Annotated in this window: 25 protein-coding genes; 13 read left to right on the top strand and 12 right to left on the bottom strand. The window is 65.0% G+C overall.

What is annotated here, in order from left to right; all coding sequences use genetic code 11:
- Positions 1-74: 74 nt before the first annotated feature.
- The 4 genes from K289_RS0111750 to K289_RS0111735 all read right to left on the bottom strand — a co-directional run bounded on the left by K289_RS0111750 (position 75) and on the right by K289_RS0111735 (position 2,617).
- Positions 75-1,283: a beta-ketoacyl-ACP synthase gene (locus tag K289_RS0111750; protein WP_027551689.1), complete on the bottom strand. Its 1,209-nt coding sequence runs from the start codon at positions 1,281-1,283 to the stop codon at positions 75-77.
- Positions 1,280-1,750, bottom strand: coding sequence for a 3-hydroxyacyl-ACP dehydratase FabZ family protein (locus tag K289_RS0111745; protein ID WP_027551688.1), 471 nt, complete (start codon positions 1,748-1,750; stop codon positions 1,280-1,282). Before K289_RS0111745 ends, K289_RS0111750 begins: the two co-directional genes overlap by 4 nt.
- 10 nt (positions 1,751-1,760) lie before the next feature.
- Positions 1,761-2,048: an acyl carrier protein gene (locus K289_RS0111740; protein WP_007592476.1), complete on the bottom strand. Its 288-nt coding sequence runs from the start codon at positions 2,046-2,048 to the stop codon at positions 1,761-1,763.
- A gap of 224 nt (positions 2,049-2,272) precedes the next feature.
- Entirely contained in the window at positions 2,273-2,617 is a 345-nt protein-coding gene (locus tag K289_RS0111735; protein WP_027551687.1) for a hypothetical protein, read from the bottom strand.
- Positions 2,618-2,917: 300 nt separating this feature from the next.
- On the opposite strand from K289_RS0111735, the gene K289_RS0111730 reads away from it, so the two are divergent.
- Positions 2,918-3,541, top strand: a complete 624-nt coding sequence (locus K289_RS0111730) for a ParB-like protein (RefSeq protein WP_027551686.1) — start codon at positions 2,918-2,920, stop codon at positions 3,539-3,541.
- A 15-nt stretch (positions 3,542-3,556) separates the two neighbouring features.
- Here the strand turns inward: K289_RS0111730 and K289_RS51505 are convergent, their stop codons facing one another.
- Positions 3,557-3,712 carry a hypothetical protein gene (locus tag K289_RS51505; protein WP_198024688.1) on the bottom strand — a complete coding sequence of 52 codons (156 nt, stop codon included), beginning with the start codon at positions 3,710-3,712 and terminating at the stop codon, positions 3,557-3,559.
- A gap of 423 nt (positions 3,713-4,135) precedes the next feature.
- On the opposite strand from K289_RS51505, the gene K289_RS51500 reads away from it, so the two are divergent.
- Positions 4,136-4,291 carry a hypothetical protein gene (locus K289_RS51500; RefSeq protein ID WP_198024687.1) on the top strand — a complete coding sequence of 52 codons (156 nt, stop codon included), beginning with the start codon at positions 4,136-4,138 and terminating at the stop codon, positions 4,289-4,291.
- 386 nt (positions 4,292-4,677) lie between these two features.
- Here K289_RS51500 and K289_RS0111715 read toward each other — a convergent pair whose 3' ends face one another.
- The gene (locus K289_RS0111715) at positions 4,678-6,885 is read right to left on the bottom strand and encodes an alkaline phosphatase family protein (RefSeq protein ID WP_027551685.1); all 2,208 of its coding nucleotides are present in this window, start codon (positions 6,883-6,885) and stop codon (positions 4,678-4,680) included.
- A 374-nt stretch (positions 6,886-7,259) separates the two neighbouring features.
- On the opposite strand from K289_RS0111715, the gene K289_RS51495 reads away from it, so the two are divergent.
- Positions 7,260-7,427 carry a hypothetical protein gene (locus K289_RS51495; protein ID WP_198024686.1) on the top strand — a complete coding sequence of 56 codons (168 nt, stop codon included), beginning with the start codon at positions 7,260-7,262 and terminating at the stop codon, positions 7,425-7,427.
- A 28-nt stretch (positions 7,428-7,455) separates the two neighbouring features.
- Here K289_RS51495 and K289_RS0111705 read toward each other — a convergent pair whose 3' ends face one another.
- The 3 genes from K289_RS0111705 to K289_RS0111695 all read right to left on the bottom strand — a co-directional run bounded on the left by K289_RS0111705 (position 7,456) and on the right by K289_RS0111695 (position 10,574).
- Positions 7,456-7,956, bottom strand: a complete 501-nt coding sequence (locus tag K289_RS0111705) for an MgtC/SapB family protein (protein WP_027551684.1) — start codon at positions 7,954-7,956, stop codon at positions 7,456-7,458.
- Positions 7,953-8,528 carry a peroxidase-related enzyme gene (locus K289_RS0111700; protein WP_027551683.1) on the bottom strand — a complete coding sequence of 192 codons (576 nt, stop codon included), beginning with the start codon at positions 8,526-8,528 and terminating at the stop codon, positions 7,953-7,955. Before K289_RS0111700 ends, K289_RS0111705 begins: the two co-directional genes overlap by 4 nt.
- A gap of 306 nt (positions 8,529-8,834) precedes the next feature.
- Positions 8,835-10,574: an ATP-binding protein gene (locus K289_RS0111695; RefSeq protein WP_027551682.1), complete on the bottom strand. Its 1,740-nt coding sequence runs from the start codon at positions 10,572-10,574 to the stop codon at positions 8,835-8,837.
- 427 nt (positions 10,575-11,001) lie between these two features.
- On the opposite strand from K289_RS0111695, the gene K289_RS0111690 reads away from it, so the two are divergent.
- Positions 11,002-11,970, top strand: coding sequence for a catechol 2,3-dioxygenase (locus K289_RS0111690; protein ID WP_027551681.1), 969 nt, complete (start codon positions 11,002-11,004; stop codon positions 11,968-11,970).
- Between the two features lies 1 nt (position 11,971).
- On the opposite strand, the gene K289_RS0111685 is transcribed toward K289_RS0111690, so the two are convergent.
- Positions 11,972-15,499 (bottom strand): molybdopterin cofactor-binding domain-containing protein, encoded by a 3,528-nt coding sequence (locus K289_RS0111685; protein ID WP_027551680.1) that lies wholly within the window; start codon positions 15,497-15,499, stop codon positions 11,972-11,974.
- Positions 15,499-15,981 (bottom strand): (2Fe-2S)-binding protein, encoded by a 483-nt coding sequence (locus K289_RS0111680; RefSeq protein WP_027551679.1) that lies wholly within the window; start codon positions 15,979-15,981, stop codon positions 15,499-15,501. Before K289_RS0111680 ends, K289_RS0111685 begins: the two co-directional genes overlap by 1 nt.
- Before the next feature lie 255 nt (positions 15,982-16,236).
- Between K289_RS0111680 and K289_RS0111675 the strand changes: the two genes are divergently transcribed.
- The 8 genes from K289_RS0111675 (at position 16,237) to K289_RS0111640 (ending at position 24,553) form a co-directional block, all read left to right on the top strand.
- The gene (locus K289_RS0111675; protein ID WP_027551678.1) at positions 16,237-17,694 is read left to right on the top strand and encodes a hypothetical protein; all 1,458 of its coding nucleotides are present in this window, start codon (positions 16,237-16,239) and stop codon (positions 17,692-17,694) included.
- The gene (locus K289_RS0111670) at positions 17,691-18,599 is read left to right on the top strand and encodes a UPF0280 family protein (protein ID WP_027551677.1); all 909 of its coding nucleotides are present in this window, start codon (positions 17,691-17,693) and stop codon (positions 18,597-18,599) included. The genes K289_RS0111675 and K289_RS0111670 overlap by 4 nt, the downstream gene beginning before the upstream one ends.
- 3 nt (positions 18,600-18,602) lie before the next feature.
- Entirely contained in the window at positions 18,603-19,187 is a 585-nt protein-coding gene (locus tag K289_RS0111665) for an amino acid synthesis family protein (protein ID WP_027551676.1), read from the top strand.
- A gap of 78 nt (positions 19,188-19,265) precedes the next feature.
- Positions 19,266-20,471: an ABC transporter substrate-binding protein gene (locus K289_RS0111660; RefSeq protein ID WP_027551675.1), complete on the top strand. Its 1,206-nt coding sequence runs from the start codon at positions 19,266-19,268 to the stop codon at positions 20,469-20,471.
- A gap of 234 nt (positions 20,472-20,705) precedes the next feature.
- Complete coding sequence (locus tag K289_RS0111655; RefSeq protein ID WP_027551674.1) at positions 20,706-22,595, top strand: ABC transporter permease; 1,890 nt, start codon at positions 20,706-20,708, stop codon at positions 22,593-22,595.
- Positions 22,592-23,383, top strand: a complete 792-nt coding sequence (locus tag K289_RS0111650; protein ID WP_027551673.1) for an ABC transporter ATP-binding protein — start codon at positions 22,592-22,594, stop codon at positions 23,381-23,383. The genes K289_RS0111655 and K289_RS0111650 overlap by 4 nt, the downstream gene beginning before the upstream one ends.
- Positions 23,380-24,084 carry an ABC transporter ATP-binding protein gene (locus K289_RS0111645; RefSeq protein ID WP_027551672.1) on the top strand — a complete coding sequence of 235 codons (705 nt, stop codon included), beginning with the start codon at positions 23,380-23,382 and terminating at the stop codon, positions 24,082-24,084. The genes K289_RS0111650 and K289_RS0111645 overlap by 4 nt, the downstream gene beginning before the upstream one ends.
- A 13-nt stretch (positions 24,085-24,097) precedes the next feature.
- Positions 24,098-24,553: a MarR family winged helix-turn-helix transcriptional regulator gene (locus tag K289_RS0111640; protein WP_027551671.1), complete on the top strand. Its 456-nt coding sequence runs from the start codon at positions 24,098-24,100 to the stop codon at positions 24,551-24,553.
- Between the two features lie 263 nt (positions 24,554-24,816).
- Here the strand turns inward: K289_RS0111640 and K289_RS0111635 are convergent, their stop codons facing one another.
- Positions 24,817-26,013 (bottom strand): amidohydrolase family protein, encoded by a 1,197-nt coding sequence (locus K289_RS0111635; protein WP_027551670.1) that lies wholly within the window; start codon positions 26,011-26,013, stop codon positions 24,817-24,819.
- Positions 26,014-26,168: 155 nt separating this feature from the next.
- Between K289_RS0111635 and K289_RS0111630 the strand changes: the two genes are divergently transcribed.
- Positions 26,169-26,942 (top strand): ferredoxin--NADP reductase, encoded by a 774-nt coding sequence (locus K289_RS0111630; RefSeq protein ID WP_027551669.1) that lies wholly within the window; start codon positions 26,169-26,171, stop codon positions 26,940-26,942.
- Positions 26,943-26,959: the final 17 nt, after the last annotated feature.

The following is a 26,959-nucleotide window of genomic DNA, read 5'->3' as shown; positions in this document are numbered from 1 at the left end:
GCGTTAGCGCAAAGTCTGGCGCGGTTTTCCGAGAAGATCATGCTCAAACAATAACCGCTAAAGCGCGACGCGCTTTAGCGAACCGCCTCGACCAGCGCCATGCCTTCGCCGCGCCAGTGTCCGGCTCCCACCACCACGATCTGGGTGGGGGCGCCCTGCATGTCAATCTCGGTTCCGGTGGAATCGTTCGGCGGGAACAGCGCGCCGCGCGAGATCGAGAGCGCAGCGAGCGCAATCCCGAGCGGGAATTGCGTTTCCATGGTGTGGCCGAACATCGTGCCGGTCGCGCGCACCGGGAAGTCGGCGTGGCCCTTCAGGAAGCTCCGCTCCTCCGACGTCGCCGGCTCCGCGCCGGTGGCGCCGGAGATGATCGCGCCCTTGCCCTCGCGCTTGGGCAGCTTCGCCCACAGCTTCTCCAGCGTCGCGGCCATGTCGCCCGGCTGCTTGCGCTTGGCGAGGTCGGCGACGACGCTCGTCAACCTTGCATACGGCTTGGCGCCGCGCGCCTCGGCGTGCGCCTTGGACTCCAGCACCAGGAACGCGCCGGCCGAGCCGAGCGCGAAGCCGGCGTGGTCCTTGCGCGCCCACACCGGCGCAAACTTGTCCTTCAAATTGAAGTCGCCGAATTCGTAGAGGACCAGGAGGTCCTTGCGCTCGCCATTATGCGAGCCGCCGACCAGCGCGATGTCGCTCTCGCCCGAGGCGATGCGCGCCAGCGCGATTCGCGCAGCGTCCGCGCCCGCGACCTCTTCACCCATGAAGGTGCGCGAGGTACCGCCAAGGCCATGCACGATGGCGATGTTGCCGGCGAGCAGGTTGGAGAGCTGCGCCAGGAACAGCGTCGGCCTGAGGTCGCTCATCAGGCGTTCGTTGAGGAAGCCCGGCGCATTGGCGCCCTTGGCCTCGGCCGTGAGCACGCCGGAATCGACATTGAGATCGCGCTCGCCGCCGCCGGCCGCCACCACCATGTCGATCTTGGCAAGGATGTCCTTGTTTCCCTTGATCCCGGCGGAATCGAGCGCCAGCCCCGCGGCATAGGTGCCGATGCGCTGCCAGGCTTCCATCTGGCGCTGGTCGCCCTTCTTCGGGATCTGGCCGTCGAAGCTGACCGGCATCAGGGGGTGCACGACGCAGGGCGCAAATCCCTTCTCGTCGACATTGATGCGCCGCTCCTGGAGCGCGGCCCAGTTGGCGTCGAGCCCTTCGCCGAGCGAGGTGGCAAGGCCGATGCCGGTAATCCAGACTTCCGTCTGGCCGGGCTTCGTAGCGGAGTTCTCAGTCATGGCGAAACGGCCTGTTGCGGAAATCCGACGCGCTTGGCGATCGCGTCCATGTGTCCGCGCATATCCGCATTGGGGAAGGGGATCTGCGTGAAGGTGAGCGTCGAATTCGCGCGCAGCTTGCCGCCGACCCGGATCTTGGCTTCGGTCACGGCGTAGCCCGAGCCCTGATGGGTAAGGGTTGCCTCGATGCTCATGAGATCGCCGGGGAAGACCGAGCCGCGCACCTTGGCCTCTTTCACGGCGGCGAGAATCGGCATGCGCTCGAACTTCAGCACGCCGAGCTGCAGCCAGCCCGACGCCTGCGCCATCGATTCGATCAGGAGCACGCCGGGCATCAGGGGATAGCCCGGAAAGTGTCCCTCGAAGATGGTGCTCGCGTTCGGAACCAGGGCTTCGACGACGATCCGCTTCTCGTCGACGTTGAGGTCGACGATGCGATCGATCATGTGGAAGTATTCGAGTTGCATGGCCGCGCGATTAGGCGCTTGCGCCCTTGGCCGCAACCAGTTCGTCGATGCGGGCGCACAGGTTTTTCAGCACGAAATACTGCTCGGTGGTTGCCTTGCCGTCGTTGACCTCCTGGGTCCACTTTTCCAGCGGCAGCTTGATGCCGAACTGCTTGTCGATCGCGAACGCGATGTCCAGGAAATCGAGGCTGTCGATGCCGAGGTCATCGATAGCGTGGCTATCCGGCGTGATCGTGTCGCGCGGGATGTCGCAGGTTTCAGCGATGATCGTAGCGACCTGATCGAATGTGGAGGACATCACTAAGCCTTTGATATATTGCAGGTATTTGTCAGATTTGCCAGAGTGGCATGGTGGGTGGGCATCGCGCCCCAGATGACGCCCTCAAACCCCCCTCTGGCCGGGTCGATTGCCCGTATATCGGAGCGCCGCCCTGAGTTCAATGGAGCCGGACAGGGCCAATGGCCCCCCTGGGGATGCCTGCCAAACGGCTTCAAACGGGGCCCAGGCCGGGACGTGGCCGCCTAGATATGCGGCGTCGTGATCTTGACGCAGTCGCGCCGGCCCATCAGCACGCAATCCTGCGTCCGGCGCAGGTCGGCGATGCTGACCGCGAGCCAGATGCCGATTGCCGTCAGCGCGATCGTGAAGGCGAGCGCCGCAATGTTGGCAAGCATGCGATGGCGGAAGTCGTCCGGCTCCTCGCGGGGCTGCTCGTAGCGCGACAGATCGAGCGGCTCGGGTGTCGCTGCACGCAGCGGCTGGACCGTCCCGTTACCCCGGCGGACCGACGGGGAGGGCGAGTTGCGCGGCCTGAACTGGAGCACCTGGTGCTCCTCGTCCGAGCTTATGGGCCGCTGGGTTTTCATGGCGCGGGGGGATCACTCCGAAGCAGCGATTTTAGATAGCACAGGGACCTCAGGCGTTGCAGAAAATCTTCTCAACGGGCCCGCGCATTTGCGCTTTCGCATTATCGTTCATGGATGCTGCGTGGCATCCGGAACCCACCTCATTCCGGCGTTGCGGATGCACGTTTGCGTTGCAACAACAGGCTCGTGTACATCGGCTTGTGATCTCTGCACAGGCCGAATGCATTTTGCCGCCGCGGGGCTCATGGCATAGTCCGCCGATTCCTGAACTGCCAATTGCAACCAACCAAGGGGCCTTCAATCATGTCCACGCGCGAGCCCAGAGTGCATCCGATACCGATCCTCTCGCTGCGGCCGACGCAGATGACGGTCGGCATGCGCGAGGTGAAGGAGAAGCGCAAGCGCTGGCGCGAGCACGACACGAAGAAGCAGTCCGATATGCTCGGCACCCACATGATCCCGGTGGTGCATGGGCCGGACGATCGCTACTACGTCGTCGACCACCACCATCTCGGCCGCGCGCTGCACGACGAGGGCGTCAAGGACGTGCTGGTCACCGTCATCGGCGATCTCAGGATGGTCGAGCGCGAGGCCTTCTGGGGCGTGATGGACAACAAGCGCTGGGTTTACCCCTACGACGCCAAGGGCGAGCGGCGGCCGTTCAAGGATTTGCCGAAATCGGTCGCCGACCTCAAGGACGATCCCTTCCGCAGCCTTGCCGGCGAGCTTCGCCGCATGGGCGGCTTCGCCAAGGACACCACGCCGTTCTCCGAATTCCTGTGGGCCGACTTCTTGCGCCGACAACTTTCGCGCAAGGCGGTGGACGCCAATTTCGACAAGGCGCTCGAGAAGGCCCTGGCGGCAGCCAAGAGCAAGGACGCGATCTATCTGCCCGGCTGGTGCGGCCCCGCGGACGATGACTAGGGCGCGAAGCTCACGTCAGTCGCGTTGGAAGATCCTGGCGCCGGGGTAGATGCGCCGGGCGTAGGTCACGACAAGCTCGCGGTCCTGGGTTTCCAGGAATGGAGTTCGGATCCGACACGACCCGACGATGAGGTGCCACAGGCCATTGAGCTTCTGAATGGCGACGTTCATTTGAGTGTTCCTCGAAGACTCTGCAGTCCAGCAAGAGCTGCTTGTCGCGGCAGTCTTGCGATTCACGATCGTGGTGCCAGGCGCAAAATTCCCAACGCGGCTCGCGCCTGACGTAAAACAACGCTGACTATTGTTGGTCGCGCTTTTCGAGCGTGAAGTTCGCGCTGCTCATGCGTCGCTTTGGACTAGTCCGCGCGCACAAGAGTCTCCCGCTGTCGCTCAATCGCACGAGCCTGGGCGGTGGGCATTGGAAGGGATGAGCGAGTCTACGAGGGTGCGCCAACCTCGTTGCGGCAGGTGGCCTCACGTACCGAAACCTCATCACGGTCTCTTGAGCGAAATCATTTTCCGCCCCCCACGAAAAGGTCCTGAAACAAAGCCGTTCCATCCTCGTCCGCAATCCAGCCCACACAGGAGGCAGGAATGCGTCGTCTGGTTTTCGCCGCTGCCATGCTCGCGGTCGCCTCAGCAGGGATTTACACTTTCGTCTCGGCCGCGTTTGCCGCAGCTCACCACGCCAGGACGTTGACGTTCTCCGAGCGCTTTGCCCCAGCGCTCGAGTTGATGGACAAGCGCTAGCGGCATAGTGCTTCGCAGCCGCAAGCAACGCAGCGGTGGCACGCCCGGAACGATCCTCCCGGCTCCAGGCCGCTCTCATCGACTGGACCAATCACATCGCCATTGTCGAGGGCATTCTTGCCCTCGGGTTCCCGGTCGCCTTGTGTTGTTTTGCTCGAGGGGCGTTGACGAACGCAGTGCTTGCAATCTGCGGCGATGGCGCCGCGATTGGCTCACGGCAACACCGTTGACAGGATCTCCCGAAGCGGCTGCGGGGCCAGCCCGAGAGACGCTCGTGACGACATTGAAGTCGCCGCGACGACAGCGGATTGCAGGCGGCGGCTCGGAAGAAGAGCCGATGGGCGCTGGCGCCCATCGGCTGAGCTTGAAGGATCGAGCGGCCCGTTTCAGCGCAGGATTTCGCGCAGCACTTCGCCGTCGACCTGATGTGGCTTGACGCCGAGGATCCGCATGATGGTCGGCGCCACGTCGACGTTGCGCATGCGCCGGAGCGTCGTTTTCTCGATCTGCGGGCCGGCGGCGATGAAAGTCGCGCTCATCACCGGCAGCTCGGGATCGTGGCCGTGGGCGCCGTAGAAGTTCGGCATCGACAGCATGGTCGTCGTCGCATTGAACGGAGCGTCGCCGAGGCGGGCGACGCCGGGATTCTGGATGCCGTCGAAATTGTAGCCCGGAGCCATCAGCGCGAACACATCGCCGAAATCCTGGCCGATGGTCTTGCTGATGCACAGCCCGGTTCCGGCCTCGCATTGCAGCGGCCGGGTTTCGACGACTGTAAAGATGTGCCCGCTATTGAGCGAGAAGTTGAACTTCGGGTTCGGATCGACCGCGTTCTTCACCGCGTCGCTGATCTGGGCAAGCAGCGCCTTGTAGGTCGCCGGATCGACGGTGCCGCCCGCTTCGCGGTTCTGCAGGTTGATGTAGATGTTGGCCGCCGGACCCGAGGTGCGGATTGCCACCTTGCTGGTGTCGATGCCGGCATTTTTCAGGATGTTGGCCATGCTGACCGAGGTGTGGAACGGCGCAAAGCCGTGGTCCGACACCACGATGACGTTGCTGTCCGGCTCGGCGGCATCGGCGATCCGCTTCACCGCCTTGTCGGCGGTCTGATAGGCGAAGCGGATGTACGAGGCGTAGCGCGCGACCTTGGCGGGATCCTGGTTGGCGCCGATCGAGTTCGGGTCCTTCGGGTTGGTGCCCTGGCGGGGATCGGTGAGCAGGAATTGATGCTCGGAGCCGTCGGGCTGCTCAATATAGATCATGACCAGGTCGGCATCGGGATTGGTCTCGATCGCACGCACGCCGATTTTGGCCTGGTAGCGCACGAAGGTCTTGACCATGTCCTCGAACATCGTCTCGATCTCGACGTCGGGGAAGTTGGTGAAGCCCGGGCTCAGCCGCTCCGGAATGCGGAAATCGGCCTGCGGACGCCAGAACCCGATATTGTTGTTGATGTCGTCGACGTCGGCCAGCACCGGCGTGTTGCGCGGGATGAAGTTGGCGCCATAGCGGGCGAAGCGCACGACCGAGAGGTCGGGCGAAAGCTGCGAGACGAAGTAGGCGGCACCGACCTTGGCGCCGCTGCCTTCGAAGAAGAACGGCGCGTTCTCGCCGCCGAACTTGGCATAGGCAGGTCCGGTCGACGGCGCATGGAACGGTCCCGGCGTGATGCCGTGCGCGGCATCGAAGAACACCAGCGTATCGTAGTTCACCTGGTTGTCATTGGTGGTATCGAGTGCTGCGACGCGGATCGCGTACTTGACGTCGAGCGTCGACGCGCTGGTGCAGGTCGCGGTCGACGCCGAGGAGCAGGAGAAGGTCTCGATCGGCGTCGTCGTCGCCAGCACCGGGCTGAACGAGAAGTGGCCGGCCGCCTGGAGCCCTGCGACCACCGCCGGATCGGGCGCGAAGTCGGACTGGGACAGCGAAAAGCCCTGGGCTCCGATGCCGCCGAACGCTCCGAACGGCACGGTGTAGTTGGTGACGCGGGTCGGCTGAGCCGGTTGCACCACCGTGTTGTTGATGGAGATGTCGGCGCCGTCGCCGCCCGGCCAGGTCGCGGTGGCCACCTTCTTGCCCTGCTGGCGCAGCTGCACCCACAGCGGTGCCGCGGTCGGGTACGGCGTAGGCCCGAGCGGGCTCTCTTGATAGCCGCCGATCGGAGCTGCGAAACCGCTGAGGCTCGATGAGATCGGTCCGATGATCGCCTGGAATGTGTTCGACGGGATGTCGTTGTGGACCGCGGTCGAGCCGGTTGCGATCTCGATGTGCGACACCGCGGTGAGCGACGGAGAAGCCGTCACGTTTTGCAGCGCCACCGCGCCGTGGCGGCTCAGCCGCGCCAGGCCGCCGTCGCGCGGCAGCACGCCTTCCTCGATGAATTGCTGGATGAGATCGGGCTTGGCCCCGTCAAGCGAGATCAGCACGACTTGCCGCGACTTGCGGCCATGATGGCCACCGTGGTCTTGATTGCGGGAGTTGCCGAAGCCCTGGTCGCGATCATTGTCGTCGGCGCGGGCAGGCGGTGCCACGCTGGCCAGCGATGTGGCGAGCGACATCGCCGATATCAAGTAGAAAAAAGTCTTCTTGTTCATGTGGATGCCCCAATGCTCGCTGCGCGATTCCAGCGTGGATGTGGTTTGAAAAGCCGGAGCGATTATCGAGCGTGGCCGACGACGCGCATGTGACGCCCTGGCGACACCTGTACGTCGCAGCGACTAGGCTGCGTGTGATCGCTGGCGCATCTTGCGGAGGAGGATGTGGCGGTCTTTCGAAAAGTTCACAGTCAAACAACAACCTAACGCGCGACAGTGTGGCACTCCTCGAGTGTGGCACGCTTGGGCTTGACGTATCGCAAATTCACATTGCTACAGGCCGCTATGGTCCGGCGGCATGATCGTAGAACCAGCGTTGCGCCCGGCGTCGAGGTGCTAGTGGGCTCCAGGTCATGCTGACCTGGAGAGTGACCATGAGCGTGATCCTTCGCATTCTCTTTCTGCTCGCAGGCGCCATCACCGCGCTGTTCGTCGCGCGCGATGCCCTGAACTTCGGCATCATTCAGACCTTCGTGGCCGTTCTGCTCGTGACGGCTGTCCTGGGCGCCGGAAGTCTCTGGAGCCTGCGGCGGAAGACGTGAGCAGCGAAGCGCAGTTACAGCTTCGCTCCTAGCTCACATTCGGGCCGGGCGTTTTCGGCGGCGTTTCTGGCTCATGCGCCTCGTCCTCGCCGCCAAACCGGCGGTGCAGCCAACGCTCGACGGGCCGGCCGATCGTGAGCAGCACGAGGGCGAGGGCCACCGCGATCGCGACGATCCGCCATTGTCCCACGCCGCAGGCGATGCCGAGGCACGCGGCGAGAAAGGCGCAGGCCGCGCTCGTCAGTCCGTGGACGCGGAGACGGTGGCCTTGCACGATGACGCCGGCGCCGAGGAAGCCGATGCCGGTGAGCACACCCTGGATGACACGGCTCGCCGCATCGGAGATCTTGCCCGGCTCGGCGAACTGGACAGCGAGCACGACGACGGTGGCGGTGGAGAGGCTGACGATGCCGAGCGTTTTCGGCCCGATCGGCTTGCCGTGGAAGTCGCGGTCCAGTCCGATCGCACCGCCGGCAAGCGTGGCAACGGCGAGGCGCAGGAGGATGTCGGACCAGTCGAGCTCGTTCATTGTTTGGGCAGGCGTCCCATCAGGTAGAATTCGTCGTTCGGCCGCATGCCGGTGAAATTGGCCAGCCGGTTCGACAGCGCGAAGAAGGCGGAGATCGCGGCGATGTCCCAGATGTCGTCGTCGCTGAAGCCGTGGGGCCCCAAGGCGGCGAAATCATCCTCGGAGATCCGCTGCGCGTCGGCGGAAACTTTCATCGCAAAGTCGAGCATCACCTTCTGCCGCGGCGTGATGTCCGCCTTGCGGTAGTTCACCGCGACCTGGTCGGCGATGAGCGGGTTCTTGGCGCGGATGCGCAGGATCGCGCCATGTGCGATCACGCAGTATTGGCACTGGTTGGCCGCCGACGTCGCCACCACGATCATCTCTCGCTCGGCCTTGGTGAGACCGGAGTCCTTCTCCATCAACGCGTCGTGATAGGCGAAGAACGCGCGGAACTCGTCGGGGCGATAGGCCAGGGTCAGGAACACGTTCGGCACGAAGCCGCTCTTCTCCTGCACGGCAAGGAGGCGCGTGCGGATGTCCTCGGGCAGCGTGTCGAGCGCGGGAGCGGGAAAGCGTGGGGGCTTTGTCATTGGCATGGTTTCCGGATCGGGTCGGCAAAAGATAGTCGATGCGGGCGCCGCGCTCAACGTGCCCTGCGATTGGGTTGGGCTCCCAATACCGAGATTGGGGAACGCGCGTGCCACGGGTCGCGCGCTCGTGCCGCGGACGCAGCGCAGCGCCCTTCAGCGGTGCGCTGCAGAGGCGGGCCCATGTTTCCGAGGGTCGTATGTGTGGCCTGGGTCCCGGCTCTGCGCCGCAACGCCATAAGCGCGTTCACGCGCGTCTTCGACGCGCTATGCGCGTTGCAGCGCGTCCGGGACACGAGAACTCGCCGCTTACCGCAGCGGCTTCTTCAGCAGCGAGAAGCGGTCCGGATCGAGCCCCATCGAGGGTTGCAGCATCGGGGCATCTAAGCTGGAGAACGATTTCGCGGGCGGGGCCGCGAACACCGGGTCATTCGGCACGTCGCGCTGCGAGGTGGCGCCGCGCCAGCGTTCGAGCACGGCGCTGACGAAATGCATGTCGTGCCCGGAGGTGACCGAAGGCACGCTGCTGATGGTGGCTTCGCCGCGCGGCAGCTGGTGCGGCGGCACCTCCTTGAAGCGCAGCCGCGTCGGCAGCGCGACGCCTTCGCCGAACGCCAGCACCTCGCGGGTGCCGAGCGAGGGCACGAAGGAGAGCAGGTTGGCGGCCGCATCGGAGACCGCGGCGCGCAGCAGCGCCTGGTCGCGGTCGTTGGCAAGACGCATCGTGAACAGCGTGTTGCACTGGGAGATGATGGTGGCGTCGAGCTCGGCGGGACGCTGGGTGATGAGGCCGAGATAGACGCCGTATTTGCGGCCTTCCTTGGCGATGCGCGACACCGCCTTGCGCGTCGGCCCGAAGCCGACATTGCGATCGGCGGACGCGTAGCGGTGCGCTTCCTCGCAGACGAACAGCAGCGGCGAGACGCCGTCGCTCCACAGGCCGAAGTCGAAGGCCATGCGGCAGAGAACCGAGACGACGGAATCGATGACTTCCGCCGGGAAGCCGGCGAGCTGCATCACCGTCATCGGCTTGCCGTTGGCGGGCAGGCGGAACAGATGGCTGATCACCTCGGCCATGGTGTCGCCGCCGACATTGGCGTTGTCGAACATGAAGGCGTAGCGGGGGTCGTTGCGCACCGCCTCGATGCGCGAGATCAGCTTGTGATAGACGATGCGCGAGGAGCGGTTCTCGAGCTTGCCCATGCGCTCGTCGATCAGCGAGATCAGGTCAACCAGGCGGTAGGGCACCGGCGTATCAGCGGTGTAGCCGACCTGCTTGGGATCGATGCGCTTCAAACCGATGCGGTCGGCGTTCTGGTACTGGGTGTAGACGCCCTTGGCGACCGGAATGACCTCGGCGAGGATGTCGAGCTCCTCGGGCACGCCGGGGCGGCCCGCAAACAGCACGTCGACGATTTCCTCGAAGTTGAACAGCCAGAACGGCAGCTTCAGGTTTCGCGGGTTGAGCACCAGCGCGCGGTCGCCGAAGCAGCGGCCATATTCGTTGTGCACGTCGAGCAGGAAGATGCGCAGGTTCGGGCGGGACTTAAGGATCTCGTTGAGCAGGAGCGACACGCCGGTCGATTTGCCGACGCCGGTCGATCCCAGCACCGCGAAGTGCTTGGACAGCATCTCCTCGACGTCGACATAGGCGACGACGGAGCGGTCCTGCTGCAGGAAGCCGACATTGATCTGGTCCGAGCCGGTCGGCGCGTAGATCGTGCGCAGCTCCTGGCTGGTGATCAGGTCGACGGCATCGCCGATGGTCGGATAGTTGGTGACGCCGCGCTGGAATTTCGCCTTGTCGTTGGCGTTGAGGATTTCTCCGAGGAGGTCGACCGAGGCGATCGCGATATAATTGTCGGTGCTCGACAGATTTTCGCAGGAGACCTCGGTGATCATGGCGACGATGACCGAGCTGGCGCAGCGGATGCTGACGAAACGGCCGACGGTCGCCCGAACCTCCGAGATCGGCAGCCGGCTTTCCGCCAACAGCCCGACCCGGGCGAGCGATCCGCGAACCGAAATCACGCGTCCAAAGGATGTCACGATAGATGAACCTGGCAAGCACGAGGGATTTCTCCCGACTATGCGGGCCGTCACTGGACAAACGGTTAAACGGCAGGCGCGGGCGCTTCGTTAAATCCACGACAATTCGGCCGAGACGTTTGTTCCCAATGCAGATTTGTGCGCGGAATCAGCGGGAAAATGCTGCATTTCCAGGCTGGGGCGACCCGACGGCGATTAAGGAAGATTTTACCATCCGGGCACTCGGCCCGTGGCCCCAACGGAACAAAGCCGGCTCCCCCGACCGGTTCCCTGGGGGCGTTCTATTTGTTGACGGGACCTAATCATTTGTACATTAGTACAAATGAACCCGGCGGCCCTCAGGGCTGCCCCGCGCTTTGCCGCTGCGCGCTGCGCCCGATTGCGCGATCCGATCAAGCGGATTGCACGTCTTGCCTTGGAGGAAACCATGCAGCCCGAACCGATTTTCGATCTCGCTCATCTCGGTCACATGGAACTCTTGACACCCAAGCCCGACGAGAGCCTGAAGTTCTTCGTCGACGTCATGGGCATGACGGTCAGCGGACGACAAGGCGAGTCGGTCTACCTGCGCGGCTGGGACGATTATGAGCGCTATTCGCTGAAGCTCACGGCGTCGAAGACGTCGGGCATGGGCCACATGGCGCTGCGCGCGCGCAGCCAGCAGGCGCTCGAGCGCCGCGTTGCTGCGCTCAAGGGTTCAGGTTTCGACATCGGCTGGATCGACGGCGACATGGGGCAGGGGCCGACGTTCCGCTGCCGCGATCCCGACGGCCACATCGTCGAGCTCTATTACGAGACCGAATGGTACCAGGCTCCGCCCGAACTCAAGCCGGCGCTGAAGAACCAGGCGCAGCGTTTTCCGGCGCGCGGCGTCAACGTCCGCCGTCTCGATCATCTCAACTGCCTCGCCGTCGACATCAAGGCGAACCGCGAGTTCTTCGAGAACTATCTCGGCTGCCGGCTCACCGAGCAGATCGTGCTCAATGACGGGCGCGAGGCTGCGATGTGGCTGACGATGTCGAACAAGAGCTACGATTTCGCCTATTCACTCGACCATTCCGGCGTGCCCGGCCGCTTCCACCACGTCACCTACGCGCTCGACAGCCGCGAGGAGATATTGCGCGCCGCGGACATCTTCCTCGAGAACGGCATCTACATCGAGACCGGCCCGCACAAGCACGCGATCCAGCAGACCTTCTTCCTCTATGTCTATGAGCCCGGCGGCAATCGCGTCGAAGTCGCCAATGCTGGCGCGCGCCTGATCCTCGCGCCCGACTGGAAGCCGATCGTGTGGACGGAGGAGGAGCGCAAGAAGGGGCAGGCCTGGGGCCTGAAGACGATCGAGTCCTTCCATACCCACGGCACGCCGCCGGTGGAGGTCAAGAAGCACGCTTAGTTTAGTTGATGGACGATCGCACGCGCGCGATCGTCTCCTTCACGCCGGTCCACGCCGGCTTGTCCGGCGCGAACTGCTGGCGCAGAAATGTGACGAGTTCCTCGACCTGCGCGTCGCTCATGCTGTTCTTGAAGGCGGGCATGTAGCCGAGATCGCCTGATGCGGGCTCGGCGATGCCGTGCAGGATGACCTGCACGAGATTGTCCGGTGTCGTGCTGTGCAGATTGCTGTTGAGCGCGAGCGAGGGCCGGCTGCCGAACAGCGGCAGGCCGCCGACCTCGTGGCAGACGGCGCAGGCGCCCTGATAAAGCCGCGCGCCGGTGGACGCGGCGACGGTGACCTGCGTCGCGCTCTCGAGCTTGGCGGCGAGCGCGTCCGGCGTCTGACCATTGGTTGGGGTGTCGTTGAACGAGTTGAGATAGACGGCCATCGCCCGGATGTCCTGATCGGGCAGCGCGGCAAGATCCCTCACGATCGGCGCCATCGGGCCGGCGGCCACGCCGTGATAGCGCGACTGGCCGGTGCGCAAATAAGTGTAGAGCTCGGCTTCGCTCCACGGGATCGGGGCATGCGAGAGCGATGTCAGCGACGGCGCTTCCCAGCCCTCGGCAAAGCCGCCGGCGAGATAGGCCTCGCGCTGCTCGGCGCCGAGCGCATTGCGCGGCGAATGGCAGGCGCTGCAATGGCCGAGGCCTTCGACGAGATAGGCGCCGCGATTCCACAGCTCGGATTTTGCCGGATCGGGCTTGAGCCCGCGCGTCTGATGGAACAGTGCGTTCCATCCCGCCAGCAGCGGCCGGAGGTTGAACGGGAAGGCGAGCGTGTTCGCAGGCTGCGTCGCGCGGACCGCGGGCTGCGCCATCAGGTAGGCGTAGAGCGCCTGAAGGTCGGCGTCGCTCGTCCTCGAAAAGTGCGTGTAGGGAAAGGCGGGGTAGAGCTGGCGCCCGTCGCGATGAAGCCCGTCGCGCATCGCGCGCTCGAAGGCGGAGTAGGACCAGGCGCCGATGCCGGTCTCGACATCGGGCGTGATGTTGGTGCTGTAGATCGTGCCGAACGGCGTCTCCAGCGCGCGGCCGCCGGCATTCAGCACACCGCCGATCGTCGTGTGGCACTCCGCGCAATTGCCGAGCGCCGCTAGTTGCTGGCCGCGGGCGATCGTTGCCGCCGAATAGACCGAGGCATCGGGCCGGGCGATCGGCGCGATGGCGCGCCCCGGAAGAAACGCCGCGCCGACGCCGATCGCAGCAGTGCAGACTGCCGCAATCGTTGCGAAGATGCCTGCGCGCTTGGCGAACGGATTTTGCCAGATGCGTGATGGAGGCGCGGCGGCAGGGGCCGGCAAGGCTTGCGGCGCGGCCGCCGCATCGCCGTGCAATCCCCTCAGGATGCGCTCCGGCGTGAACGGCGGCTCGCGAAAGCGCACGCCGGTGGCATCGAAGATCGCATTCGCGATCGCCGCTGCGCTCGGCACGGACGCGGACTCGCCGACGCCGAGCGGCGGCTGATCCGGTCGCGGCAGCATCAAGACGTCGATCTTCGGCACGTCGGGAAAGGGGATGATCGGATAGGCGCCCCATTCGCGCGCCGCCACCGCGCCGCGCTCGAACGAGACCTCTTCCATCAGCGTGCGGCTGGTGGACTGGATGACGTTGCCCTGGATCTGGTGGCGCACGCCGTCCGGATTGATCATCAACCCGGAGTCCTGGCCTGCGACCACGCGGGTGACGCTGACATCGCCGGTGGTCTTGTTCACCGCGACGTCGGCGATCCAGGCGGACCACGCCGCGCCATAGCCGGGAAACTTGCTGTGGACATAGAGTGCGTAGGCAAAGCCGCGCCCGTGCACGACCTCGCCATCCTTCTCCTGCCGTACCGGCCGCGGCGTCCAGCCCGCGCGTTCGGCGACCGCATTGACGAGATCGACGGCGCGCTGGTCCTTCAGATAGCGCAGGCGATATTCGATCGGGTCGACGCCGGCCTCGGTCGCGAGCTCGTCGATATAGGATTCGTGCGCAAAGGTGTTCGGCAGCGCCGAGACGCCGCGAAACCAGGAGGCGCGCACGATCGGCGGCATGTCGTGAGCGACGACGCGCATGTGGTCGTAGTCGTAGGGCGGGATCGCGGTGCGATCGCCCATTTGCAGCACGGCCGGCTCGGGCGAGATCCGCCCCGTAAGCAGCAGCGCCAACGTCGGCGCGGCATTCGAAGGATAGCGCGTGGCGAGGTCGTAACCGGCAACGCCGCCGTCGGCGTTCAGCCCGCCATTGACGTCGATGAGCTGTGCGGTGCCCTTGGGTTCCCAGGCGTGCTCCTGCTCGCGCGAGAGCTGCACGCGCACGGGCCGGCCGACGGCGCGCGACAGCAGCAGCGCGTCCGCCGTGACGTCGTCGGCGCAGTTGCGGCCGTAGCAGCCGGCCGCTTCAAGCCGGATCACCTCGATCTCGCTCTCGGGCCGCTCGATCAGCAGCGCGAGGTCGCTGCGCAGCAGATGCGGATTTTGCGTGCCCGACCAGACCCGGATGTTACCATGCTGGAAGTCGGCGACCGCGCAGGACGGACCGATCGAGGCATGCATCTGGTAGGGCCAGACATAACTGCGCTGGATCGGCTTCGCTGCGCCCGCAATCGCCGCGTTGACGTCGCCCTTGTCGATCAGCGTGCGCGGCGTCGACGGATTGGCGCGTAGCGCCGTTTCGACATCTGCGAGATCTGGCAGGGTGGGCGTCGGCTTCCAGCTCACCTCGAGCTGCGCGGCAGCTCGAATCGCATTCTCCTCGCGCTCGGCGACCAGGCCGACGAAGTCACCAATGTGCACGACGGCGACGAGACCGGGGATGTCTCGGACCGAGGATTCGTCGACCGCGATCAGGCTGGTGCCGACGAACGGGCCGGCGTCGACGCCGGCATAGGGCGGACGCACCACGCGCCCGTGCAGCATGCGGGGCACGCGGATGTCGTGCACGAAGGTCAGCTCGCCCGTGGCCTTGGCCGGCAGATCGACGCGGGGAACGGATTGACCGACGATGGCATAGTCGCCGACCGGTTTGACGTCTACGTCGTCGGCGAGCTCGAGACTGATCGTCTCGCCGTCGATCAGCTCGCCATAGCTGACGCTGCGGTTGTGCCCGCGCACGAGGCCGTCTTCGACGCTCAGCTCGGCGGCCGGCAGCTCCAGCCGCTCGGCTGCACGCGCAATCAGAAAATGCCGCGCCTGTGCCGCGGCCTTGCGCAAAGGCACCGCGGTGATCTGGATGGTTTCGCTCGCGATCGTCGCGCCCTGGTTCGGCACATCAGCGGTATCGCCGAGCACGACGACGACGCGCGCAAAGGACACGTCGAGCTCCTCGGCGACGATCTGGCCGAGTGCGGTGCGGATGCCGGTGCCGAGATCGACATGACCGTTATAGGCCGAGACCGAACCGTCCGCGGTGATGCGGATGAAGGTCTCAGATGTGCACTCGTCCACCGTGCGGACGACGACGAGCGAGCCGGAATGTCGCTCAGCTCCGTTCGAGACAGGGGAGGCCATCAATCAGCGGCCTCAGTGAGCTGGCCCGATGCGCGCATCACCGCCCGCAGGATTTCGACATGCGTGCCGCAGCGGCAGAGATTGTAGCGCAGCGCCGCCAGCGCTTCCTGCTCGGTGGGCCGCGGATTGATCGCGAGCAGCGCCTTGGTGGTCATGATCATGCCGTTGAGGCAATAGCCGCACTGCGCCGCCTGCTCGTCGATGAAGGCCTGCTGCACGGGATCGGGTTGATCGCGCGTACCGAGCCCTTCGAGCGTCACGATGTCGCGCCCTACACAGCCGCTGATCGGGATGACGCAGGAGCGCGCGGCGCTGCCGTCGATCAGGACAGTACAGGTGCCGCATTCGCCAAGCCCGCAACCATATTTCGGACCGTTGAGCGCGAGATCGTTGCGCAGCACGTAGAGCAGCGGCGTCTCTCGCGCCGCAGCGATGTCGTGGATCCTGCCGTTGACGGTGAGGCGGATCGGTGTCTGCGTCATCCTCGTTCCCAAGCCTTGCGACCACGCGACGGCAAAAAATCTACGTCGCGACGATACCGTTTGTACACAAACGTGCAAGCGGCGCATGCCGCAGTGCAGCGTGACTGCCCGCTTTGTGGACAGGGGCAGGAGGCAAATGAGCTTTTATTCGGTAGCGTCGCCTTTTCGCTCGCCCCGCCGCTTGACAGCTCTCGAAGGCGCGCGCAACATCGTTCGTATACGAATGATAACCCGTCGTGATCCGCTGGCTTTGACATGGTGACTGAAACGACGAGCGCCGTCTCCGACAAGATCCGCTGCGATGCCTGTCCGGTGATGTGCTACATCAAGCCGGGCGCGGCGGGAGCCTGCGACCGCTATGCCAATCAGGACGGCAAGCTGGTCCGCGTCGATCCGCACATCATCCTCGAACGCACGGTCTCGCAGGGCGGCAAGCTGGTGCCGTTCAGCCGCACGGAAGATTGGGACGGCAAGATCGTCCACGAGCCCTCGACCTTCGTGACTGCGATCGGCGCCGGCACCACGTATCCCGACTACAAGCCGGCGCCGTTCATCGTCTCCGCCGAGGTCGACGGCGTCGACATGGTGACCGTGGTCACCGAGGGCATCTTCTCCTACTGCGGCATCAAGGTGAAGATCGACACCGATCGCTATCTCGGGCCCGAGACCGCGACCGTCCGCGCGCAGGGCGAAGCGGTCGGTCATGTCACCACCAGCGAATACGGCTCACAGATGCTTTCGCTCGGCGGTGTGCATCATCTGACCGGCGGCTCCAAGAAAGAGGGCCGCGTCACCTGCGACACGCTGATGGACCTCGCCAATTGCAAGGCGGTCGAACTCACCATCGACGGCGGCGCGAGCGTGGTGGTGCAGGCCGGCCAGCCGCCGATCGTCAACGGCGTCAGGGAAGAGCGGATGCGCGTCGGCTGCGGCTCGGCGACGATCGGCATGTTCGCAAAGCAGTGGCACGGCAAGGTCGATGAAGTCGTGGTCGTCGACGATCACATCACTGGCGTGCTGAGCGAGCACCAGGCCGGTAAGCTGCTCGACATCGCCGATACCGGCATCAAGATGAAGGGTCGCCGCTCGACGCCCGGCCGGTATTTCCAGGTCGCCGATCCCGGCACGGGCTGGGGCGGCACCAGCATCTCCGATCCCTTGGCGATTCTTGGTGCCTTCGATGCGAAGGAAGCCAAGCCCGGTCTGACCATGCTCATGGTTTCCACGACGGGCGAGCATTCATCTTATTACGTGCTCGACGAGACCTTGAAGCCGGTCGAAACGGAAATGCCGGCCGATCTGAAGTTTTCGGTCGAGCGCATCCAGGAAAATTGCGAGCCGGCGCTGTGCACGGTGCTGTTCATGGCCGGTGCCGGCGGCTCGCTGCGTGCGGGCGTGACCGATAATCCGGTGCGGCTGACGCGCTCGGTGAAGGACGCGCTGACCCGCGTCACCAGCGGCGGCGCGCCGGTCTATGTCTGGCCGGGCGGCGGCATCACCTACATGGTTGATGTGACCCAGATGCCCGCCGGCGCGTTCGGCTACGTGCCGACCCCGGCGCTGGTCGCGCCGATCGAGTTCACCATGAGACTATCTGACTATGCTGCGCTCGGCGGACACATGGATTACGTGAAGCCGCTGTCCGAGGTGCAGAATGGTGACGATGTCCGCCAATTGCCCTGGCAGAATCCCATCCCGGGAAGGCGCGCATGAGGCTCCCGCAAATTGCATTGCTGTCTGATGGCCGGCGGCTGCATTTGCAGGATGGACCGATTGATCTGATCGTCGAGGCGAGGGGAGGGGCGCGTGCGGTGCGCGCGGCCTATGAAGCGGCGGCGCGGCGGTTCACTGGCCTGCTCGACGAGCTCTGCGCCGAGCTGACGGAATTGCGCATGGCTGCCGATCCGGCGCGAACCTCGCTGAAAGGCGTCGTCGCACGTCGCATGCATGCCGCCGTCGCGCCCCATGCGGCCGATTGCTTCATCACGCCGATGGCTGCGGTCGCAGGCAGCGTAGCGGAAGAAATCCTGGGCGCGATGCTGAACGCTGCGTCGCTCGATCGTGCCTACGTCAATAACGGCGGCGATATCGCGTTGCATCTGGGCGAGGGAGAGCATTTTTCGATCGGCCTGATGGACCGGCCCGACGGCGATGGCGCGATGCGGACGATGACGATTGATGCGGACGATCCCGCGCGAGGGATCGCGACCAGCGGTCGCCATGGCCGCAGCTTTTCGCTTGGCGTCGCCGATGCCGTGACGGTGCTGGCTGCCACGGCGTCGAAGGCCGATGCGGCCGCGACTGTCATCGCCAATGCGGTGGATTTGCCGGGTCATCCCGCCATCACCCGGCAACCCGCCAATGAGCTTCAGCCAGACAGCGATCTCGGCGCACGCCTCGTCACCCGCGATGTCGGTCGATTGTCGCAGGCCGAGATTGCGACGGCGCTCGAATCTGGCGCGGAATGTGCACGGCAATTGTTCGATCGCGGATTGATCGAGGGGGCTGTGCTGCGGCTTTGTGGTGATATGCTTGTCATCGGAACCAGGGATATAGAACAGCAACGATCGCGCCCGCTGGTGCTGGAGAACGCGGTCCATGCCTCAACAGGGACGTGAAACATGAGCGCGATCATCCGCAAGATCGTCACCGTGGTCGAAGAGACCCAGATGGAGATGGGCCGGCGGGTGTCGCCGCCGACCCGCCGCGCCGCGGCGATTGCCGTGATCGAAAATCCCTTTGCCGGAAAGTATGTCGAGGACCTCTCGCCGCTGATCGCGATCGGCGAGGAGCTCGGCGATCTCCTGTCCAAGCGCGCGGTCGCGGCGCTCGGCATCGATGGTTCCAAGGCGCAGAGCTATGGCAAGGCGGCCGCCGTCGGCGAGAACGGCGAGCTGGAACACGCAGCCGCAATCCTTCACCCGAAGATGGGCGCTCCAGTGCGGAAAGTGCTGAGCAAGGGCGCTGCTCTGATTCCGTCCTCGAAGAAGCGCAGCGGTCCGGGCACGACGCTCGACATTCCCCTCGGCCACAAGGATGCGGCCTTCGTACGCAGCCATTTCGATGGGATGGAAGTGCAGATCAACGACGCGCCGCGGGCCAACGAGATCATGGTCGCAGTGGCCGTCACCGACAGCGGCCGTCCGCTGCCTCGCGTCGGCGGGCTGACGGTTGCGGAGATCAAGGGCGAAGACGGCCTGCGTTAGAGCGTGATCCGAAAGAGTGGGAGCCGGTTTTTCGATCGGGTCATGCTCAATAAATAGAGTTTAACAGTGGAGGTTGGGATGCGAGCTAAGAATTTCTTTGTTGGCGCGGCGTTCGGGCTGCTGGCAAGTGGCATGGCCAGCTCGGCGATGGCGCAGGCCGAGATCAAGATCGGCGAGATCAACAGCTATTCGCTGCTGCCGGCCTTCACCGAACCCTACCGCAAGGGCTGGCAGCTCGCGGTGGAAGAGATCAACGCGGGCGGCGGCATCAACGGCAAGAAGCTCGTCGTCATCTCCAAGGACGACGGCGGCAAGCCGGCGGACGCGCAGACCGCGGCCAACGAACTCGTCTCGAGCGAGGGCGTTGCAATGCTCACCGGCACGTTCCTGTCCAACATCGGCCTTGCGGTCAGCGACTTCGCCAATCAGAAGAAGGTGTTCTTCCTCGCGGCCGAGCCGCTGACGGACGCCGTCACCTGGTCGAAGGGCAACAAGTACACCTTCCGCCTGCGCCCCTCCAACTACATGCAGGCGGCGATGCTGGTGGAAGCAGCCAGCAAACTGCCGGCCAAGCGCTGGGCGACGATCGCGCCGAACTATGAATACGGCCAGTCGGCGGTTGCGGTGTTCAAGAAGCTGATGTCGGAGAAGCGTCCCGACATCCAGTGGGTCGACGAGCAGTGGCCGCCGCAGGGCAAGATCGACGCGGGCCCGGTGGTGCAGGCGGTGGCGCAAGCCAATCCGGAAGCGATCCTCAACGTCACCTTCGGCGCCGATCTCGTGAAGCTCGTGCGTGAAGGCAACACGCGTGGCCTGTTCAAGGGCCGCGAGGTCGTCTCCTTCCTGACAGGCGAGCCCGAATATCTCGATCCGCTCAAGGACGAGACGCCGGAGGGTTGGATCGTCACCGGCTATCCCTGGTACTCGATCAAGACGCCGGAGCATGATGCGTTCCTGAAGGCCTACCAGGCCAAGTACAACGACTATCCGCGGCTCGGCTCGATCGTCGGCTACCAGACCATGAAGTCGGCGGCGGCTATCCTTGCCAAGGCGGGCTCGACCGATCCGGAGAAGCTGATCACGGCAGCAGAAGGCCTGTCGGTCGGCTCGCCCTTCGGCGAGATCACCTTCCGCAAGATCGACCACCAGTCGACCCTTGGTGCCTATGTCGGCAAGACCTCGGTCAAGGACGGCAAGGGCATCATGGTGGACTCGTCCTACAAGAAGGGCTCGGACTATCTGCCGAGCGATGCCGAAGTCGAGAAGCTGCGGCCGAAGGATTGATTCTGCCGCGCTCGCCGCTGCCGTGGGGTGGGTTAGCCGATTGCATTCGCCGTAGCTTCCACAAGCGAAGGCGGAAGGCGTAACCCACCACCTTCGGTGCCGCGCGAGAAGAGGTGGGTTACGCCTAGCGAACTGCGCGCTTCGCGCAGTCGCAAGGCTAACCCACCCTACGAAAGCCTACGAAGCTCTCGCTCCCCGCGCTGGGAGCGCACCGAAACCCAACCCGGACCGCCGATGGCCTTTTATGTCGTACAGTTTCTGACCGGTCTCGCCAGCGCAGCGTCGCTGTTCCTGGTGGCCTCGGGCCTGTCGATCATCTTCGGCGTGACGCGGATCGTGAATTTCGCGCATGGCGCCTTCTACATGATCGGCGCCTACATCGCCTTCACGCTGACGGACCGCTTCGCCGGCGCGTTCGGCTTCTGGGGCGGAATTGTCGCCGCTGCGCTCACGGTGGCGCTGATCGGCGTCCTGGTCGAGATGGTGCTGCTCCGGCGCATCTATCACGCGCCCGAGTTGTTCCAGCTGCTGGCGACCTTCGGCCTGACGCTGATGGTCGAGGACCTCGTCGTCCTGATCTGGGGCCCCGATGATCTCCTCGGCCGCCGCGCGCCGGGCTTCAAGGGTGCGGTCGATTTCTTCGGCCAGAACATCCCGAGCTATGACTTGTTCCTGATCGTGCTAGGGCCGGTCGTGCTCGGTATTCTCTGGCTGCTATTCCAGCGCACGCGCTGGGGCGTGCTGGTGCGTGCGGCGACGCAGGACCGCGACATGGTTGCGGCGCTCGGCGTCAATCAGAAATGGCTGTTCACCAGCGTGTTTGCAGTCGGCGTGTTCCTCGCCGCGCTCGGCGGCGCGCTCCAGATCCCGCGCGATGCCGTGCATCACGCCATGGATTTGCGCATCATCGTCGAAGTTTTCGTCGTGGTCGTGATCGGCGGCCTCGGCAGCATCGTCGGCGCCTTCGTCGCGGCGGTGCTGGTCTCCGAGCTCAACGCCTTCGGCATCCTGATCTTCCCGAAGATCTCGATCATCCTCGTCTTTCTGGTGATGGCGGCGGTGCTGATCGTGCGGCCATGGGGCCTGTTTGGAAAGCCCGAGGCGCCGGCGCGCAAGACGCCCGGTCTCACCGTCAATCCCTGGCGGCCGCTGACGTCGAATGAGCGGCTTGCCGCGCTCGCAGCGCTCGTCGTCGCGGCAATGCTGCCGCTGTTGGCCGGCAACTACGCGCTGACCGTCGGCTCGGAGATCGCGATCTTCGTGATCTTCGCCGTCAGCCTGCACTTCCTGATGTCGGTCGGCGGGCTCGCGTCCTTCGGCCACGCCGCCTATTTCGGCCTTGGCGCCTACGGCGTCGCCTTCCTGGCCAAGATGGCGGGGCTGCCGATGATCGTCTGCCTCCTGCTCGGGCCGCTGCTCGGCTGCTTAGGCGCCGCCGTATTCGGATTCTTCGCGGTGCAGCTCTCCGGGGTTTACTTCGCGATGCTGACACTCGCCTTCGCGCAGATCGTGTGGTCGATCGCGTTCCAGTGGGTGAGCGTGACCGGCGGTGATAACGGCATTCTAAGCATCTGGCCCGAGAAATGGGCGGCGAGCCCGTCGCATTTCTACTGGCTGGCGCTCGGCGTCGCGGCAATCGTCACGGTTGCCCTGCGGATCGCGGTGTTCTCGCCGTTCGGCTACGCGCTTCGGGCCACGCGCGACTCCGCCCTGCGCAGCGAGGCGATCGGCATCAACGCCAAGCGCATCCAGTGGACCGCCTTCGTGATCGCGGGGACCACCGCCGGCATCGGCGGCGCATTGTTCGCGTATCTCAAGGGCAGCGTCTTCCCCGACAATCTCGGCATCTCGCTCTCGGTCGATGCCCTGGTCATGGTGCTGCTCGGCGGCGTCGAGACGGTCTCTGGCGCCGTGATCGGCGCAATCGTCTACAAGGCGCTCAACATCTGGCTGGTCAGCCAGACCGATCTGTCGAAGCTGGTGCTCGGAGGCTTCATCGTTCTGATCGTGGTCGTCTTCCCCAAGGGCATCGTCGGGATGCTGGAGATGCTCGCGCAGCGGCGCAGGAACGCGTCACCGCCGGGATCAGCCCTGCTTGCCAAGCCGATCGAGTCCGCCGAATGAGCGTCGCCCCCCCACTTCTTGCGGTCGAAGGCCTGACCAAGTCCTATGGCGGCATCCATGCGGTGCGCGGCGTCTCGTTCTCGCTGCGCGCCGGCGAAATCCTGGCGCTGATCGGACCGAACGGCGCAGGCAAGAGCACCTGCTTCGACATGCTCAACGGCCAGAACAAGCCGGATTCGGGGCACGTTCGTCTCAACGGTGAGGACGTCACCGGCAACAAGCCGCGCGAGATCTGGCGGCTCGGCGTTGGGCGTACCTTCCAGATCACGGCGACCTTCGCGACCATGACCGTACGTGAGAACGTGCAGGTCGCGCTGATCTCGCATCAGAAGCAGTTGTTCAACCTCTGGGGCTCGGCGCCGCGCTTCGATCGCGACGAGGCCGGCCGTTTGCTTGAGCTGGTCGGCATGGGCGGCTATGCGGACCGGCCCTGCGGCGAGCTCGCCTATGGCGACCTCAAGCGGCTCGAGCTTGCCGTGGCGCTCGCCAACCAGCCAAAGCTGCTGCTCATGGACGAGCCGACCGCCGGCATGGCGCCGCGCGAGCGCGTCGACCTGATGCGGCTCACGGCAAACATCGCGCGGGAGAAATCCATCGGCGTGCTCTTCACTGAACACGACATGGACGTGGTGTTCGAGCATGCCGACCGTATCATCGTGCTCAACCGCGGCACGCTGATCGCCGAGGGCTCGCCGGACGAGGTGCGCGGCAATCCGCAGGTGCAGGCGGTCTATCTCGGCGAGGGCCTCGTCTACGACGCCCGCCACCGCGAGGGAGCGTCCACATGAAGCTCACGGTGCAGGACCTCAACAGCCATTACGGCCCCGCGCACATCCTGTTCGACATCGGCTTCGAGGTCGGCGAGGGCGAGGTGGTGGCGCTGCTCGGGCGCAACGGCGCCGGCAAGTCGACGACGTTCCGCTCGATCGTTGGCCTGGTGGCGCAGCGCTCCGGCCGCATCATGTTCGAGGGCAAGGACGTCACGGCGCGGCCGACGCATGAGATCGTGCGCGGCGGGCTCGGCTATGTGCCGGAAGAGCGGCGCATCTTCACCGATCTGACGGTCGAGGAGAATCTCGCGGTCGGCCGTCAGCCGAAGCGGGCGAATGCGCCATACTGGACGCGCGAAAAACTGTTCGCGCTGTTCCCGAATTTGAGCGAGATGCGCAACCGTCCGGGCGGGCGCATGAGCGGCGGCGAGCAGCAGATGCTGACGATCGCGCGCACGCTGATGGGCAATCCGACGCTGGTGCTCTTGGACGAGCCGTCCGAAGGCCTGTCACCGAAGATCGTCGAGCAGATGGTCGATGCGATCCTGACCATGAAGAAGGAGGGCGTCAGCATCGTCGTCTCCGAGCAGAATTTGCACTTTGCGCGGCTGATTTCGGATCGCGCCTACATCATCGAGCGCGGCAGGATCTGCTTTGGCGGCACGATGGCCGAGCTCGACGCGCGTCCGGACATCCGCGACGCGCATCTGTCGTTGTGAGGGGCGGGGGGCAATGGCGAGAAGCGTCGCGGTCAAGAAGAACGTCAAGCCGGCAAAATCGTCTTACGTGCTCGACGAGCAGGTGGGCTTCATCCTGCGCCAGGTCTGGCAGCGCCACAGCGCGATCTTCGCGCGCGACATCGGCACCAACCTGACGCCGACGCAATGGGCGGCGCTGTCGAAGCTCGCCGAGACCGGTCCGTGCTCGCAGAACCAGCTCGGCCGCCTCACGGCGATGGACGTCGCGACCATCAAGGGCGTGATCGACCGGCTCAGTGCGCGCGGCTTGACGGAGACGAGCCAGGATCCCGAGGACGGACGGCGGCTGGTGGTCAGCCTGACGCGCGCGGGTCAACAGCTCGCGGAGAAGGTTGCGCCGAATGCGCTCGCGATCACCCGCGAGACGCTGGCGCCGCTCGATGCCAAGGAGCGCGAGACTCTGATGGCGCTGCTGAACAAGCTGCGGTGACGCCGGTGTCGTAGGGTAGGCAAAGGCGCGTTAGCGCCGTGCCCACCACTTCCGGAGTATGGTGGCGATGGTGGGCACGCTTCGCTTTGCCCACCCTACGATACTGCGGTGAATTCTGCTCTCTCACCACCCTGAGGTGGCCGCTTCTTCAGCGGCCCTCGAAGGGCGACGGCCCGGCTGCATCTCGGCTGCCCATCCTTCGAGGCCAGCCTTGCTTTGCAAGGCGAGCGCCTCAGGATCACGGTCTCAAGCTTACGCCCGGTCTACTTCCCCACCACCTCGGGCACCTTGCCTGCCGGCGGCGTGTTGCGGCTGCGCTGGGTTCGCACGATGCCGTCGATGATGGTCATGCCGATGCCGGGGAGGTCGCCGAGCTGCACGCTCTCGAGGATGTTCTTGCCGGGCGAATGCTGCGCCTTGTCCATGATGACGAAGTCGGCGGAGCGGCCGACCTCGATCAGGCCGCAGTCGAGCTCGCGCATCCGCGCGGTGTTGCCGGTGGCAAGGCAGAAGGCGATCTCGGCCGGCAGTTCGCCCAGCGAAGACAGCATCGAGACCATGCGCAAGATGCCGAGCGGCTGCACGCCGGAGCCGGCCGGCGCGTCGGTGCCGAGGATGACGCGGTGCAGATCGCCCATCTCGCGCGCGGTGCGCAGCGTGAACAGGGCCGAGCGCTCGTTGCCGTTGTGCACGAGCTCGAGCCCGCGCTTGCAGCCCTCGCAGATACAGCGGATCTGGTCGTCGGGCAGCGCCGTGTGGCCGCCGTTGATGTGACCGACGACGTCAGTGTCGGCCTCCAGCACCACGTCCTTGTCGATCAGGCCGGAGCCGGGGATCGAGGGGCCGCCGGTGTGAATCGTGCTCTGGATGCCGTATTTGCGTGCCCAGCCGACCATTTTCCGCGCGGTTGGGCCGTCTTTCACGCCGCCAAGGCCGACCTCGCCGAGCAGTTTCACGCCGTTGGCGGCCATCTCCTTGAAGTCCTCCTCGACCATCTCGCATTCGATGACGGGCGCGCCGGCGTGAACCTTCACGCCGCCGGGCCGCAGTGTCCAGAACGCGCGCTGCGCGAACACCGCCATGGCCTTGAGACCAACGACGTCGCGGGGACGGCCGGGCATGTGCACTTCGCCGGCCGAGATCATGGTGGTGACGCCGCCATGGAGGTAGCTGTCGATCCAGTTGATCTGGTTTTGCCGCGGCGTCCAGTCGCCGGCGACGGGGTGGACGTGGCTGTCGATCAGGCCCGGCGCGACCGTGGTGCCGTTGGCGTCGACGATGGTGGTCGCGCCCTCGATGTTGCAGTCTTTGAAGCGGCCGATCGCGGTGATCTTGCCGTTCTCGGCGACGATGGTGTCGCCATCGAGGATCGGCTTTTCCAGCGCGCCGGACAGGATCAGGCCGATATTGCGGATCACCAGCTTCGAAGGTCCGGTGGCCTGGGGTGCGTCATGCGCCATGGAAGGGCTCCTCATTCCTAACTGCAACGCTTTCGATCTTGGGCAGCCTTGACCGCGGGATCAAGCAGGATTATTCATTAGTATACGAATGATCGTGTACAAACGACGCATAGCTGCCCGCCTCGGAACCGCATGGAAGCGACAGGGAAGGTGAGATGAGCAATTTCAACCAGGAAAGCGTTTTGAGCGTCCATCACTGGACCGACACGCTGTTCAGCTTCAAGACCACCCGCAGCCCGACCTTCCGCTTCCGCAACGGCGAATTCACCATGATCGGGCTCAAGGTCGGCGAGAAGCCGCTGCTGCGGGCCTACAGCGTTGCCAGCGCCAATTACGAGGACACGCTCGAATTCTTCTCGATCAAGGTGCCGGATGGTCCACTGACCTCGCGCCTCCAGCACCTGAAGGAGGGCGATGAGATCATCGTCAGCCGCAAGGCCACCGGCACGCTGGTGATCGACAACCTGGAAGAGGGCCGCAACCTCTATTTGATCGGCACCGGCACAGGGCTCGCGCCGTTCCTCAGCGTCATCAAGGATCCCGAGACCTATGAGCGCTTCGAGAAGGTGGTGCTGCTGCACGGCTGCCGCCACGTCAGGGAGCTCGCCTATGGCGAGATGATCACCGAGAAGCTGCCGAACGACGAGCTGCTCGGCGACTACATCCGCGCCCAACTCATCTACTATCCGACCGTGACCCGCGATCCATTCCGCAACCGCGGCCGCATCACCGACCTCATCACCTCGGGTAAGCTGTTCGCTGATATCGGCCTGCCGCCGCTGGAAGCGGCGCATGACCGCGTCATGATCTGCGGCAGTCCGGCGCTGGTCGCCGACACCCGTGTGCTCCTGACCGAGCGCGGCTTCGTCGAGGGCAATCACGGCGAGCCGGCCCAGTTCGTGGTCGAAAAGGCCTTCGCCGAACGCTGATTCGCGGGGGTTCTGCG

The organism is Bradyrhizobium sp. Cp5.3, assembly GCF_000426265.1.
Taxonomy (GTDB): Bacteria; Pseudomonadota; Alphaproteobacteria; order Rhizobiales; family Xanthobacteraceae; genus Bradyrhizobium; species Bradyrhizobium neotropicale.
Note: the sequence above shows the minus strand (reverse complement) of the source record. Positions and strands in the feature narration are given on the sequence as shown.

Bases quoted from the DNA above. Each gene is read 5' to 3' on its own strand.
- K289_RS0111750 (WP_027551689.1), bottom strand. From the start codon at position 1,283: ATGACTGAGAACTCCGCTACGAAGCCCGGCCAGACGGAAGTCTGGATT.
- K289_RS0111745 (WP_027551688.1), bottom strand. From the start codon at position 1,750: ATGCAACTCGAATACTTCCACATGATCGATCGCATCGTCGACCTCAAC.
- K289_RS0111740 (WP_007592476.1), bottom strand. From the start codon at position 2,048: ATGTCCTCCACATTCGATCAGGTCGCTACGATCATCGCTGAAACCTGC.
- K289_RS0111735 (WP_027551687.1), bottom strand. From the start codon at position 2,617: ATGAAAACCCAGCGGCCCATAAGCTCGGACGAGGAGCACCAGGTGCTC.
- K289_RS51505 (WP_198024688.1), bottom strand. From the start codon at position 3,712: ATGAACGTCGCCATTCAGAAGCTCAATGGCCTGTGGCACCTCATCGTC.
- K289_RS51500 (WP_198024687.1), top strand. From the start codon at position 4,136: ATGCGTCGTCTGGTTTTCGCCGCTGCCATGCTCGCGGTCGCCTCAGCA.
- K289_RS0111715 (WP_027551685.1), bottom strand. From the start codon at position 6,885: ATGAACAAGAAGACTTTTTTCTACTTGATATCGGCGATGTCGCTCGCC.
- K289_RS51495 (WP_198024686.1), top strand. From the start codon at position 7,260: ATGAGCGTGATCCTTCGCATTCTCTTTCTGCTCGCAGGCGCCATCACC.
- K289_RS0111705 (WP_027551684.1), bottom strand. From the start codon at position 7,956: ATGAACGAGCTCGACTGGTCCGACATCCTCCTGCGCCTCGCCGTTGCC.
- K289_RS0111700 (WP_027551683.1), bottom strand. From the start codon at position 8,528: ATGACAAAGCCCCCACGCTTTCCCGCTCCCGCGCTCGACACGCTGCCC.
- K289_RS0111690 (WP_027551681.1), top strand. From the start codon at position 11,002: ATGCAGCCCGAACCGATTTTCGATCTCGCTCATCTCGGTCACATGGAA.
- K289_RS0111685 (WP_027551680.1), bottom strand. From the start codon at position 15,499: ATGGCCTCCCCTGTCTCGAACGGAGCTGAGCGACATTCCGGCTCGCTC.
- K289_RS0111680 (WP_027551679.1), bottom strand. From the start codon at position 15,981: ATGACGCAGACACCGATCCGCCTCACCGTCAACGGCAGGATCCACGAC.
- K289_RS0111675 (WP_027551678.1), top strand. From the start codon at position 16,237: ATGGTGACTGAAACGACGAGCGCCGTCTCCGACAAGATCCGCTGCGAT.
- K289_RS0111670 (WP_027551677.1), top strand. From the start codon at position 17,691: ATGAGGCTCCCGCAAATTGCATTGCTGTCTGATGGCCGGCGGCTGCAT.
- K289_RS0111665 (WP_027551676.1), top strand. From the start codon at position 18,603: ATGAGCGCGATCATCCGCAAGATCGTCACCGTGGTCGAAGAGACCCAG.
- K289_RS0111660 (WP_027551675.1), top strand. From the start codon at position 19,266: ATGCGAGCTAAGAATTTCTTTGTTGGCGCGGCGTTCGGGCTGCTGGCA.
- K289_RS0111655 (WP_027551674.1), top strand. From the start codon at position 20,706: ATGGCCTTTTATGTCGTACAGTTTCTGACCGGTCTCGCCAGCGCAGCG.
- K289_RS0111650 (WP_027551673.1), top strand. From the start codon at position 22,592: ATGAGCGTCGCCCCCCCACTTCTTGCGGTCGAAGGCCTGACCAAGTCC.
- K289_RS0111645 (WP_027551672.1), top strand. From the start codon at position 23,380: ATGAAGCTCACGGTGCAGGACCTCAACAGCCATTACGGCCCCGCGCAC.
- K289_RS0111640 (WP_027551671.1), top strand. From the start codon at position 24,098: ATGGCGAGAAGCGTCGCGGTCAAGAAGAACGTCAAGCCGGCAAAATCG.
- K289_RS0111635 (WP_027551670.1), bottom strand. From the start codon at position 26,013: ATGGCGCATGACGCACCCCAGGCCACCGGACCTTCGAAGCTGGTGATC.
- K289_RS0111630 (WP_027551669.1), top strand. From the start codon at position 26,169: ATGAGCAATTTCAACCAGGAAAGCGTTTTGAGCGTCCATCACTGGACC.